Source organism: Ornithinicoccus sp., assembly GCF_057176825.1.
In genome coordinates this window covers 1,929,402-1,942,077 of the sequence record NZ_CM169976.1, presented here as the reverse complement: position 1 = coordinate 1,942,077, position 12,676 = coordinate 1,929,402, and the positions used below count along the sequence as shown (strand labels likewise).

Genomic DNA, 12,676 nt, shown 5'->3' with positions numbered 1-12,676 from the left:
GCCCTGCTGGTCCTTGCCCTGGTGTTCCTCTACCTCTTCATCCTCACGAAGGGACAACTGCTGTGACCCACGGCTCGAAGGCCGCAGCCCTGGCCCTGCTCCCCGAGCTGACGGCCCGCCCCGTCCCGGCCCGCCGCCCGCGACACCGCCTCCTCCAGGCGACGTTGGCCGCACTGGCGACCGCTGTGATGTTGCTGACCCTCGCGGTCCCCCTCGCCCTCGCACGGGACACCGGGATCTCCGAGCAGCACGAGACCGCCCCGGTGGTGCTCGACGAGGCCGATCTCTCGGCATACGAGTCCGCACGGCTGCTGGCCGCGGAGCCGGGCGTGCCCGCAGCGCCCGTGGTGCTGTCCTACCACGACATCGCCCCCGAGACCGGTGACGGCGAGTATGTCGTGACGCCGGCCGACTTCGAGTCGCACCTGCAGATGCTGGACCGCGCGGGATACGAGTCGCTGACCCTCGAAGAGTTCCTCGCCTACCGGGACGGCCGGTTCACCCCGCCGGCGCGGTCCTTCCTGCTCACCTTCGACGACGGCACGTCCGGCCTGTGGCGCTATGCCGACCCGATCCTGGAGCGCTATGGGATGAACGCCGTCTCGTTCCTGATCACCGGATCCGTGGGCACCCGCCAGCCGTACTACCTCACCTGGCCCGAGGTCGGGGCCATGGCCGAGTCCGGGCGCTGGGAATTCGGCTCCCACACCGACGCGCTGCACTACCGGACCACCGTCGACGAGCACGGCACCGTTGGCGGGGCACTCACCCACCAGGTGTGGGACGACGCGACCGAGGACGGGTCCACCGCGGGCCCGGAGACCCCGGAGGCCCACGCCCGGCGGGTCGCCGACGACCTGGACCGGTCGATCGAGTCGATGACCGACCACGGGCTGCCCGCCCCCACGGCCTTCGCCTATCCGTTCTCCGAGCTCGACAACGACGACCAGGAGGGCGCGGCCTCCCTCATTGCCGAACGCTTCCAGGTGGCCTTCGTCAACGCCGCGGCCCCACGCCCCCTGTCCCTGCGAGACATCGACGCACCCATCGTGGAGCGCTTCGAGGTCTTCACCGGCGACACCGACCGGGACGTCTTCGACGGTGTGCTCGCCATGACCTCGCTTCCGGTCACCGCACAGTCCCTGCCCCCTCAGGACGCCGACAGCAGCGAGCTCGGTGACCCGTCCCACTGGCTCACCCCGTCGCGGGCTGCCGCGCCGGTGCGCACCGGTGGCCCGGGCCTTCGCCCGGCCCCGGGGACCACCGGCTTCGTCGCTGCCGAGTGGGCGCCCGCGCGCACCGGGGACTGGACTGGCTACACCGTGACCGCCACCGTGAGTGGGCTGAGCCAACAGGGCGGCACCGTGGCGCTCTCGGCCCGGGTCGGCAGCGAGCAGCCGGTGCGCGTCCGGGTATCGGACCGGCAGGCACAGGTGCTCGACCACGAGGGGCGGGTGCTCTCGGTCACCGACCTGGATCCGGCAGCGCAGCGCGAACTGCGGATGCGGGTGTCTGCGACATCGACCACGGTGGAGGTCGACGGAGTCGTCGCGCTGGAGCTGCCGGTGCAGCCGGACGTCACGAGCACCGGCGGGTTCGCCCTGGACTGGGGCCCGGGGTCGGCACCGGACGACTATGCCCTCGTGACCGCACTCACCGTCGCGCCGGAATGAGACCGCTCGGGCCGGGCTGAGCCCGAGCGGGCATGCAGGACTAGGCTCGGTGCCTGACGAGGATCCTCACGAAGGGAGCAGTCTGCGATGAGCGACCAGCCTGACCGGGAGAACCTGGACGGCGAGTTCGGCACATACAGTCTCGACGACGAGGACCAGTTGCAGCCGGAGGACACCCTCGACGGCACGGAGGACCCGCTGGACCGTGGGTACGAGCCTCCGGACCGGCTGCATGGCACGACGTCCTGGGGCACGACCCCGGAGGAGCAGCGCACCGACGAGACCATCGAGCAGCGGATCCGCCAGGAAGTCTCCGATCCCGACTCGGCCTACGGGGCTCCCGACAACGAGAGCGGCCTGGACGAACCGGAGCGGGTCGGCGGGGACGACCCCGACGCCATCCCCGCCGACCGGGACTTCCTGGGCAGTGAGGGAGAACGCGTGGGTCGACTCATCGCCCCCGACCAGGGACAGGGTGAGGACATCGAGCGTGAGGAGATCGCCCGTGAGAGCCGACCCACTGGTGAGGACTCCCCCGAGGAGTCGGCCATGCACTACGTGCGCGACCCCGAGGACGACCTCGAGGACTGAGCCCATCGGGACCAGCCGCTAGTCGCGCCGGTGCTCGGGTAGCTCGTCCAGGGCGTCCCTGATCACCTCGTAGGCGACCGCGCCCGAGTAGCCCTTGCGGGCCAGGAAGCCGGCCAGCCGACGGGTCTGTACCTCCCGCTCGAGCCCGTGCATCGAGCGGAGTCGTTTGCGGACCAGGTCGCGTGCCTGGTCCTTCTCGGCCGCCGGGTCGACGTCGTCGAGGACCTGCTCGATGTGTTCTTCGGCGACGCCCTTGCGGCGCAGTTCGTGGCCGATGGCGCGCGCCGCAAGCCCCTTGGTCTCCTGCCGGCTGCGGGCCAGAGTCCGCGCGTAGGCCTCGTCGTCGACCAGTCCCACCTCGGTCATCCGGTCCAGGACGCTCCGGGCGACGTCGTCATCGCACCCCTTCTGACGCAGCTTGTCCTCGAGCTGCTTGCGGCTGCGCGGCGCCATCGTGAGCTGGCGCAGCACGATCCGTCGGGCCACGTCGTGCGGATCAGGCTCGGCGTCCGTATCCGTCCCGCCAGGGTCCTGCTCGCCAGGGTCGTGACCGGCAGAGGCGTCAGCGGCACTGGCCGCCGCGGACTGCTCCGCGGCGGCCAGTGCGGCCCGGGCACGCGCCAGTCGATCGGTCTCGACGGTGGCGTCGGGGTCGGGCATCGGTCTCAGAAGTTGACGGAGACCTCACCGGTCTCCGGGTTGACACCCTCGGGCACCCCGTCGGGACCATCGACACCTGCGTCCGAGCGCGGGCCCACGCCCAGCTTGTCCTTGACCTTGCGCTCGATCTCCTGCGCGATGTCCGGGTTGTCCTTGAGGAACTGGCGGGCGTTCTCCTTGCCCTGCCCCAGCTGCTCGCCCTCGTAGGTGTACCAGGCACCGGCCTTGCGGACGAAGCCGTGCTCCACGCCCATGTCGATCAGACCGCCCTCGAGGGAGATGCCCTGCCCGTAGAGGATGTCGAACTCGGCCTGCTTGAAGGGCGGGGACACCTTGTTCTTCACGACCTTGACGCGGGTTCGGTTGCCGACCGCGTCGGTGCCGTCCTTGAGTGTCTCGATCCGGCGCACGTCCAGACGGACGGAGGCGTAGAACTTCAGCGCCTTGCCACCCGTGGTCGTCTCGGGACTCCCAAACATCACGCCGATCTTCTCGCGGAGCTGGTTGATGAAGATCGCCGTCGTGCCGGTGGAGTTCAGGGCGCCGGTGATCTTGCGCAGCGCCTGGGACATCAGCCGCGCCTGCAGACCAACGTGGCTGTCGCCCATCTCGCCCTCGATCTCCGCGCGCGGCACCAGGGCGGCGACCGAGTCGACGACGATGATGTCCAGCGCGCCGGAGCGGATCAGCATGTCGGCGATCTCCAGCGCCTGCTCGCCGGTGTCCGGCTGGCTGACCAGCAGCGCGTCCGTGTCCACCCCGAGCTTCTTGGCGTACTCCGGGTCGAGCGCGTGCTCGGCGTCGATGAAGGCCGCGATCCCGCCGGCCTTCTGGGCGTTGGCGACCGCGTGCAGCGCGACGGTCGTCTTACCGCTGCTCTCCGGCCCGTAGACCTCCACCACCCGGCCACGCGGCAGACCGCCGATCCCGAGGGCCACATCGAGGGCGATCGCCCCGGTGGGGATCACCGCGATCGGTGGGCGGACGTCGTCCCCCAGGCGCATCACCGCGCCCTTGCCGTGCTGCTTCTCGATCTGGGCCATGACCGTGTCCAGGGCCTTGGACTTGTCCTGGTGCATGGGCGTGACCTTGCTCGGTTGTGCCATCTCCTGCTCCTTCACTTCGTGGGCGGGCGCGCCTACCTTCGACCGACTGCGGCACGCCCGCGACCCCCTGGGCCGCTGCGGTGATCCGTGTCCTGTCAGACGCTAGATGCCACCACCGACACTGTGGGGTCCTGAGCCGGAGCCTGTGGACAACCACGGTGCGCAGCAGCACCTGTGGATCACACTAATCGCAAGTCTGTACGAGATGTGGAGGAGGTGGTGCGACACGCCGCAACGGATCAGAGCGTCGCCGCGAACAGGATCAGAGTGTCGCCGCGAACTCGGCGACGGCGCCCACCGCAGCCCGCACCGAGTCGACCGAGTCGGCCCACCCGGTGGCGACCTCGAGGCTGTGGTCCGCCCCTGCGGCCTCGTGCACCGTGAGGCCGAGCGACCGGGCGAGGCCACCGTCCCAACTGTGGTCCGCGGTGCCGCCGACCAGGAGACCGGGTATGCCGTCCCGCGCCGCCGCGCGCAACGGTGCGCTCACCTCGGGCCGGGTGAGCAACGGGGTGAGCCACACGCCGGGCCACCCCGAGAGCATCCCCACGATCCCGAGACGCATCCCTACGATGACGCGGTGTCCACCATCACCGAGCAGGTGCTCGCCCGCCGCGGCGTCGGCTACCGGCAGTACCGCATTCCCGCACTCGCGGTGACGACCCGCGGGACCGTCCTGGCGGCATACGACGGGCGCCCCAACCTGGACGACCTGCCCAGCCCCATCGACCTGTTGCTGCGCCGCAGCACTGACCACGGACGCACCTGGGGTCCGCAGCAGGTGGTCCGCACCGGGTCCGGCCTCGACGGCTATGGTGACCCGTCGCTGCTGGTCGACGCGCAGACCGGGCGGATCTTCCTGTTCCACGCGAGCGGCACGCACGCCGGGTTCTTCGAGGCGGTCGAGGGGCTCGAGCCCGACGAGGAGGTCCAGCACGTCGCCCTGAGCTTCTCCGACGACGACGGACTCACTTGGTCGCATCGCCGGATCACCGGCATGCTCAAGCGGGAGGGCATCACCGGGCTCTTCGCCGCTGCGGGTGCGGGCACCCAACTCCACGCGGGCCCGCACGCCGGTCGGCTGCTGCAGCAGTTCGTGCTGTTGCTGGACGGGGAGATCACGGCCGCGAGCGCCTACAGCGACGACCACGGCGAGACCTGGACCCTCGGTGACCCGGTGGGCACGGGCACCAACGAGAACAAGACCGTCGGTCTGGCCGACGGCACCGTGCTCCTGCACTCCCGCGCACCCGGTCACCGCCTCGCCGCGACCTCGACCGACGGCGGGCACAGCTACTCCCGAACCGTCCCCCACACCGACCTGCCGGACCCCGGCGACAACGGCTCGCTGACCAGGTTCGACGGCCTGCCCACGCTCACGCACCTGGCCCGCCCAGAGAGTGAGCACTGGTTGTTGGCCACGCACAACCACGACCCGCAACTGCGCCGCAACACCGTGCTCAAGCTGTCCCGCGACGACGGTGCCACCTGGCCGCACGCGATGGTGCTCTGCGCCGGCAGCTCGGCCTACTCCACGGTCGCCCGTCTTGCGGACGGACGCATCGGCGTGCTCTACGAACGTGAGGGTTACCGGGAGATCGTCTTCGCCACCGTCGACCCGGAGGCCCTGACCGGCGCTCCCCCAGCGCCCGAGGCCCCAACCCGCCCCACCCTGGACGTCGTGCTCCGGTCGGTCACCCCCGCCCGTCCGGAGGTATGGCGCAGCACCGGGCCGACCCACACGCTCACCCCGGCCGACCACGGCTGGGGTCCGGGGGTCTGGAAGGAGCTCGGCCACGGCTACACCCCCGAGCAGCCCCAGGTCCTGTCCGACCGAGCGTCCCAGGACCTGAACTATGGGCCACCGGTGCCGGGGTACCGCGCGGGCGACGTCCTCACCTTCGACGTCCGGGAGACCGACCCGGCCGACGGCAGTTCCCACCTCCGGCGCCAGCACTACCGGATCACCGACGAGGACGTCGCGGCCGGCTGCGCCCGCATCATCGTCGAGGGGGAGGCTTCGGTGCCGGTGCTCCTGGATGCGGACACCGAGACGGGTGACCTCACGGCATACACTGAGCCGAACTGACGACGGCGTCAGCCCCTTCGTCAGCCCCCTCCCCAAGTCCTCGTCCGAAAGCTCCCATGGCTCTGCTCGTCCAGAAGTTCGGCGGCTCCTCCGTCGCCGATGTCGACGCGATCCGCCGCGTCGCCCAACGCGTCGTTGCGACCCAGCGTCGCGGCAACGACGTGGCCGTTGTCGTCTCTGCCATGGGGGACACCACGGACGAGCTCCTTGATCTCGCCCAGCAGGTGAGCCCCCAGGAGCCTCCCGAGCGAGAGCTGGACATGCTGCTCACCGCCGGCGAACGCATTTCGATGGCGCTGCTGGCCATGGCGATCCAGGAGCTCGGGGTGCCGGCCCGCTCCTTCACCGGCCAGCAGGCCGGGCTGCGGACCGACAACCGGTTCGGCCGGGCCCGCCTGCTCGACGTCACACCCGAGCGGGTCGCCTCGACCCTGCGGGAGGGAACCGTCGCGATCGTGGCCGGATTCCAGGGCGTCTCGGAGGACGAGGACGTCACCACCCTGGGGCGCGGCGGTTCCGACACCACCGCCGTCGCTCTCGCGGCCGCGCTGGACGCCGACGTGTGCGAGATCTACACCGACGTCGACGGCCTCTACTCCGCCGATCCGCGGATCGTGCCGAGCGCGAGCCGGATCACCCGGATCACCATCGAGGAAACCCTGGAGATGGCCGCGCACGGGGCTAAGATCCTGCACCTGCGCGCCGTGGAGTACGCGCGCCGCTTCGCCGTTCCCCTCCACGTCCGGTCCAGCTTCTCCGACAAGGAGGGCACCTGGATCCTCGTCGATCGTCCACTCACGGCGGCCCTGCGCCGCGACGGCACGCTGCGAGCAGAGGGGACAGATCCGCATACGACCGACCCGACCACCGATCAGACCCACCCCGGTGAGGACCCCATGGAAGACCCGATCATCTCCGGCATCGCGCACGACAAGACCCTCGGCAAGGTCACCGCCGTCGGTGTGCCCGACCGTCCCGGCGCCGCGGCCCTGGTGATCGGCGCCGTGGCCAGCGTCGGCGTCAGCATCGACATGATCGTGCAGAACATCTCGACGTCTGCGCGGGGCATGACCGACATCTCGCTGACCCTCCCCGAAGCCGATGGCACCGCGGCGGTCGCGGCGATCCGCGAGCTGCAGCACGAACTGGGCTTCGCCGACGTCATCTACACCTCCCACATCGGCAAGCTCTCGCTCGTCGGTGCGGGGCTGCGGTCCAACCCGCAGGTCGCACACCGCATGTTCGGCGCCCTGGCCGAGGCCGGGGTCAACATCGAGATGATCTCCACCTCGGAGATCCGGATTTCGGTGATCACCGACCAGCGGGACCTGGAAGAGGCAGTGCGCGCGGTCCACACGGCCTTCCACCTGGACGCCGACGACGAGGCTGTCGTGTACGGAGGGACGGGCCGATGAGCGCCATCAACCTCGCACTGGTCGGCGCGACGGGACAGGTCGGTGAGGTGATGCGCCGCCTGCTGGCCGAGCGGGACTTCCCGGTCGCCACCGTGCGGTACTTCGCCTCCGCGCGCTCCGCCGGCAGCACGTTGCCCTGGGAAGGGCGCTGGGCGGGCGAGCCGTATGCCGGACAACCGCGCCAGATCGTGGTGGAGGACGTCGCCACCGCCGACCTCGCGGGCATCGACGTGGCACTGTTCTCCGCCGGCGCCACGGCCTCCCGTGCCCAGGCCCCGCGGTTCGCCGAGGCCGGCGCCGTCGTGGTCGACAACTCCTCCGCCTGGCGCATGGACGACCGGATCCCCCTCGTGGTCAGCGAGGTGAACCCGGAGGCGCTCGACCAGTCCGTGGCCGACGGTGGCGCGCGCATCGTGGCGAACCCCAACTGCACGACGATGGCGGCGATGCCGGTCCTCAAGGCGCTGCACGACGTCGCCGGTCTGTCCCGGCTGATCGTGTCCAGCTACCAGGCGGTCTCCGGCAGCGGCCTGGCCGGTGTCGCCGAGCTCGCGGGACAGGTCCGCGCCGGTGCGGAGCAGGAGCTCGAGGCGCTCACCCACGACGGCCGCGCCGTCGACCTCCCGGACCCCGCGGCGTACGTGGCGCCGATCGCGTTCGACGTCGTCCCCCTCGCCGGCGACATCGTTGACGACGGCTCCGAGGAGACCAACGAGGAGCAGAAGCTGCGCAACGAGTCGCGCAAGATCCTCGGGCTTCCGGACCTGCCGGTGGCGGGCACGTGCGTGCGGGTTCCCGTCTTCACGGGCCACAGCCTGGCCATCCACGCCGAGTTCGACCGGGCGATCACACCCGAGGAGGCACGGTCCGCTCTCGCGGGTGCGCCCGGGGTCGCCCTTGCCGACGTGCCCACCCCGCTTGCTGCTGCTGGCACGGACCCGTCATACGTGGGGCGGATTCGCACCGACCAGTCGGTGCCGGGCGGCCGCGGACTGGTCATGTTCGTCGTCGGCGACAACCTGCGCAAGGGCGCTGCACTCAACACGATCCAGATCGCCGAGGTGCTCCTCGAGCGTGGCCTGGTGGGGAGTCAGCCCGAGGCGTGACGCCGTCACCTGCCGCCGCCTGACATCTCGGCCTGCCCTCCCACCACCAGCCACACCGCCCGGGCCTGGTCAGAAGGGAGGGGGCTCCGCCGCAGGGTCGGTCACCGCGTCGGGTGGCCCCGAGCTCTCGGTGCGATCTGCGAGGAGATCCTCCGGCGTGGGCTGCCCGGGAGGTGGACCGTTGCGCCGTCTGCCGGTGCGGGTGAGGTGGCGCAGTTGGATCGGGGCCCGGTGGTGTAACCAGCCGCGGCCGAGGTCGAGGAACTCCGGGTCGGGCCGGTCGTCATGGCCCGCCAACGTCGCCGTGTCCCGATCGCGATGCGCGAGCGCCGCATACACGACGTCGTCCTGCAGGTGCCTGTCGCCCGCCAGCGCGGCCCGCCACCCCGAGTCGTGCTTCTCGGTCCCGGTCGACCCCGGGGTCCAGGGGTGCGTCAGAGCCCGGTAGTCGAAGGCCCGCGTGGGATAGATCCTGCCGAACAACGTGGTCCAGGTGACGTTGCGATAGTCGTCCATGACCGCCTTCCAGGCACCCCAGGTCTTGAGCTGGTGGTGGACCCCGTGCAGGGACTGCCCGTTTGTCTCGCTGGTCGGGCCGCCCGACTCCCCATCGCCATAGTTCTCCACGTGGTCGAACTGGCACTTCGCCGCCGGCACGAGGCAGCCCGGCGCCCGGCAGATCCGATCTGCAGCGGCGACCTGGACGCGCATCTCCTGGTCGGGCGCGTATGCCGCCCTCGAACGCTCGATGACCCGGCCGTCCATCTCGTCGGTCACCAGCCGGTGCAGCATGCCACCGGCCTGCAGCGCGAGCTCGCGGACTTCCTCCGCCGACAGGTACCCCCTGCCGGGCAGCATCCCGACCCCGACCGACTCGTCACTGAGCAGCACCTCAAGGGGCACGACGACCTCCAGGTTGGCCGTGGGCCATCCGGCGAGGACCCTTGCCAGGGCCTCGTCGGGTGCCCCGACCACCCCTCCCCCGGAGTCCGCCGCGGATGTGTCAATCACGGATCCTGGGGGATCTGGTGGCTGCGTCGGGCTGGCAGCCTTTGCCCCTTCCCGTGAATCACGCGTCTCGTCGCACGCTCCCTCGCTTGCAGCAGGCGGTCCCTCACCTGCGACACAGCCTGCCTCGCCTGCAGCACGCGTCCCCTTGCCTGGGGCGGCGCCCGGTCCGGGATCCGGGTGACCGGTAGCCGGGGTGACCGACCCGTGGATGAGCAGGGACATCGCGATGTCGGAGCGAAGCTGCGCGAGCGTGCGCGGATCCCCCGCCGCGCGGACCGCCCGGGCGATCTGGTCGATCCGATCGATGGCGGCTACCACCGCCGAGGAGCGGCCCATGACGGTCAGCTCGCCGGTCCCGTCATCGTCCAGGCGGGCCGTAGCGTCCCGTCGGGCGAGCGCCGCCTGGCGCTCCTCGCGCGCCGCATCAGGGTCCTCCCCCAGCAAGGCAGCGACCAATCTGGCCAGGTCGTCCTTGGTCTCACCGAACGAGGAGCGCGCGGCGTCGCCGCGGTTGTTGCTGCCCTGGCTCCTGCGGGCCGACTTCGCTCTGTCGGAGTCCGGCCCGAACGCCCGCGCGGCCATCTGGGCCGCAACTTCCACGGGCATGCCGCGGCAGGTCGACCACCAGGCCCGGACCTGGTTCCACTGCACCTCGCCCGTCGCCAGCGCCCGCCACGGGATGGCCGTGGCCTGCCTCGGACCCAGAGCGAATCCGATGCGGTCATGACAATCCTGGATCCCCCAGCCCGTGAGGACCTTCAGCTCGTTGGCCAGCACCGACTTCGTCTTGGCCCGCCAGCGTTCCCGGGCCGTCCGGGACAACTCCTCCGGATCCGTCACGCCCTTCTCCGCCAGGAACACCTCGCCCGTGGCGGCAGCCAAGTCGGCCAGGACGCCGGCCAGGAGCGCGTCGGTCCAGCGCTGCACCACGACCACGGCCTCGGCCGCCGCGACGAGCTCCCCGTCGGAGGGACGATCCCCCTTGGAGGGGCTATCCCCGCGTGTGGCTTCCGCGCCGCCAACGGAGTCAGCACGGGCGGCGCCCTCGCTGTCATCGGATGCCCCAGCCCCGGGGGCGGACGGCAAGGCTGTCGCGGCAGGGCACGTCGCGGCAGTGCCCCCAGCCAGCACCGGAGCGAGCGCCACCAGGTGCGCCACCACGTGCTCCGGGTACCCGGCGGCAGTCAGCGACGCCGCCAGCTCCCCCTGCACCGTGGCCGAGTCCGGTGGGCAGGCCGGCCCGTCCGTGCTTTCGCGCCAACCGGCCAAACCGACGTCAGCCCAGAGGTCCCACGGAAGCAGGTCCAGCGCGTCGGGAATCCACTCGTCGAACTCAGCCTCCCACTCCCACCACACCCGGGCCGCCTCGTCGGCGGAGAGTCCCGAGACATCCGGCGGCGTCGGCGCCTCGATCACGAAGCCACCGGCCACCTGCTGTGGACCACTCATCACGCTCACCCCCTTCCGGACGCACCACGACCGCCCCCCTCCACCCGCTGGGACGATCGAACAATTCGATACCCCACTATAGAACACACGTCCGACACAGCGCCAGGGTTTCCACAGCACACGACATACAGGGGCGATCCCGATTGACATTGACGTGGCGTCAACCTTCATGCTGAGTCGACCGGCTCGACAGGACCGGTGAGTGACCGGACGAGACCAGTGGGAGGTGTCATGGAGTGGTCGATGCACGAGATCGTCCAGGCTGCGGGGACGACGAGTCGGACGCTGCGGCACTACGACCAGGTCGGGGTGCTGCGTCCGAGCCGCACCGGCGCCAACGGGTACCGCTATTACGACCAGGCGGCTCTCGTGCGGCTACAGCGCATCCTGCTCCTCCGCGACCTCGGCCTGGGGCTCCCCGCGATCGGCGAGCTCCTGGCCGGGGAGCAGGACACCGTTGCAGCGCTGCGCACGCACCTCACCCACCTGGCCGCGGAGCGCGACAGGGTGGACCGGCTCATCGGGTCCGTACGGTCAACCATCGACAAACTGGAAGGAGGCGAGGAGCTCGTGGCGACTGAAGTGTTTGACGGGTTCGACAACACGCAGTTCAAGGAGGAGGTGGAGCAGCGCTGGGGCCGGGAGGCCTACGCCGCGTCCGACCGCTGGTGGCGCGCCCTGGGCGCGGCAGGCAAGCAGAAGTTCACCGAGGAGCTCGGGCACCTCATCGAGGAGTTCGCGGTGGCCTCAGCACGCGGTCTGGACGTGCGCAGCGACACCGTGCAGGCACTGGCGCAGCGGCAGTACGACTGGGTCAGGGCAGGCTGGGGCGGTCGGGCACCGGGTGCCGAGGCGTTCGCGACGCTGGGGCAGATGTATGTCGATGACCCCCGCTTCCGCGCGAACTACGACGTGGACGGCCACAACATCGCCGAGTATGTGCGCGACGCGATGGTGGCGTATGCCGACGCCCACCTGAAGTGATCCGCTCGGCGTCCAGGACAGCAGAACTCGATCCGCGTGCCCGGGTGAGTCCGGCCTCGGTCAGAAGGGCCCCTGCTCGCGGCGCTTGTCCCAGCGCTGCTCGAGCCGGTCCATGAAGGTGCCGCTGGTCTTGGGTCGGTTCTTGTTCCGGGATGCCTTGCCACCCTGAGCGGCGCTCGGGCGGCCGGTGCGCAGGGTGATGTTGCCGTCGTCCTGGACCGTGCCCAGGGTCGGACCGTCGCTCTTGCGGGGCGGAGTGAATGCCAGTGCGGCACCGAGGATCATGGCCGCGAACCCGATGCCACCCACCCAGATCTGCTGGACGGTCACGCCCAGCACGATCAGGCCAAGCCCGAGGATCGCCCCGAGAATCCCGATGCCCATCCGACGGCGCGCGGCCTTGGCCTCGGCCCTGCCGACCATCTGGTTGGCAAAGCGGGGATCCTCGGCGTAGAGCGCCTGCTCCATCTGCTCAAGAACACGCTGCTCATGCTCGGAGAGCGGCACTGGGACCTCCCATTGACCTCTATGTTGGCGGCACCGCCGTCTGGTGGGGACGGTGTCGACACCCTCGTCACATGACGACGATGTC

Annotated in this window: 11 protein-coding genes; 6 read left to right on the top strand and 5 right to left on the bottom strand. The window is 70.6% G+C overall.

All coding sequences use genetic code 11. The features are described from left to right. The first annotated feature begins 62 nt into the window (after positions 1–62). Together AC1QRC_RS09700 and AC1QRC_RS09695 are read left to right on the top strand one after the other, a co-directional pair. A complete protein-coding gene (locus AC1QRC_RS09700) occupies positions 63–1,673 on the top strand; it encodes a polysaccharide deacetylase family protein (protein ID WP_484206555.1) in 1,611 nt (536 codons plus the stop codon). Positions 1,674–1,760: 87 nt separating this feature from the next. After that, positions 1,761–2,264, top strand: coding sequence for a DUF5709 domain-containing protein (locus AC1QRC_RS09695; RefSeq protein ID WP_484206554.1), 504 nt, complete (start codon positions 1,761–1,763; stop codon positions 2,262–2,264). 18 nt (positions 2,265–2,282) lie between these two features. Here AC1QRC_RS09695 and AC1QRC_RS09690 read toward each other — a convergent pair whose 3' ends face one another. The 3 genes from AC1QRC_RS09690 to AC1QRC_RS09680 all read right to left on the bottom strand — a co-directional run bounded on the left by AC1QRC_RS09690 (position 2,283) and on the right by AC1QRC_RS09680 (position 4,595). Further along, the gene (locus tag AC1QRC_RS09690; protein ID WP_484206553.1) at positions 2,283–2,924 is read right to left on the bottom strand and encodes a regulatory protein RecX; all 642 of its coding nucleotides are present in this window, start codon (positions 2,922–2,924) and stop codon (positions 2,283–2,285) included. A 5-nt stretch (positions 2,925–2,929) separates the two neighbouring features. After that, positions 2,930–4,003: a recombinase RecA gene (recA, locus tag AC1QRC_RS09685; RefSeq protein WP_484206609.1), complete on the bottom strand. Its 1,074-nt coding sequence runs from the start codon at positions 4,001–4,003 to the stop codon at positions 2,930–2,932. A 289-nt stretch (positions 4,004–4,292) separates the two neighbouring features. Next, positions 4,293–4,595, bottom strand: coding sequence for a hypothetical protein (locus AC1QRC_RS09680; protein WP_484206552.1), 303 nt, complete (start codon positions 4,593–4,595; stop codon positions 4,293–4,295). A gap of 15 nt (positions 4,596–4,610) precedes the next feature. Here AC1QRC_RS09680 and AC1QRC_RS09675 point away from each other — a divergent pair, with 15 nt between their 5' ends. The 3 genes from AC1QRC_RS09675 to AC1QRC_RS09665 are packed head-to-tail and all read left to right on the top strand — an operon-like array spanning position 4,611 to position 8,640. Further along, positions 4,611–6,119, top strand: coding sequence for a sialidase family protein (locus AC1QRC_RS09675; RefSeq protein WP_484206551.1), 1,509 nt, complete (start codon positions 4,611–4,613; stop codon positions 6,117–6,119). Between the two features lie 56 nt (positions 6,120–6,175). Continuing rightward, positions 6,176–7,534, top strand: a complete 1,359-nt coding sequence (locus tag AC1QRC_RS09670) for an aspartate kinase (protein WP_484206550.1) — start codon at positions 6,176–6,178, stop codon at positions 7,532–7,534. Beyond that, positions 7,531–8,640 (top strand): aspartate-semialdehyde dehydrogenase, encoded by a 1,110-nt coding sequence (locus tag AC1QRC_RS09665; protein ID WP_484206549.1) that lies wholly within the window; start codon positions 7,531–7,533, stop codon positions 8,638–8,640. The genes AC1QRC_RS09670 and AC1QRC_RS09665 overlap by 4 nt, the downstream gene beginning before the upstream one ends. A gap of 69 nt (positions 8,641–8,709) precedes the next feature. Here AC1QRC_RS09665 and AC1QRC_RS09660 read toward each other — a convergent pair whose 3' ends face one another. Beyond that, positions 8,710–11,100: a hypothetical protein gene (locus tag AC1QRC_RS09660; RefSeq protein WP_484206548.1), complete on the bottom strand. Its 2,391-nt coding sequence runs from the start codon at positions 11,098–11,100 to the stop codon at positions 8,710–8,712. A gap of 243 nt (positions 11,101–11,343) precedes the next feature. On the opposite strand from AC1QRC_RS09660, the gene AC1QRC_RS09655 reads away from it, so the two are divergent. Beyond that, positions 11,344–12,084 carry a MerR family transcriptional regulator gene (locus AC1QRC_RS09655; RefSeq protein WP_484206547.1) on the top strand — a complete coding sequence of 247 codons (741 nt, stop codon included), beginning with the start codon at positions 11,344–11,346 and terminating at the stop codon, positions 12,082–12,084. 60 nt (positions 12,085–12,144) lie between these two features. Here the strand turns inward: AC1QRC_RS09655 and AC1QRC_RS09650 are convergent, their stop codons facing one another. Then, positions 12,145–12,591 (bottom strand): DUF3040 domain-containing protein, encoded by a 447-nt coding sequence (locus AC1QRC_RS09650; protein WP_484206546.1) that lies wholly within the window; start codon positions 12,589–12,591, stop codon positions 12,145–12,147. Positions 12,592–12,676: the final 85 nt, after the last annotated feature.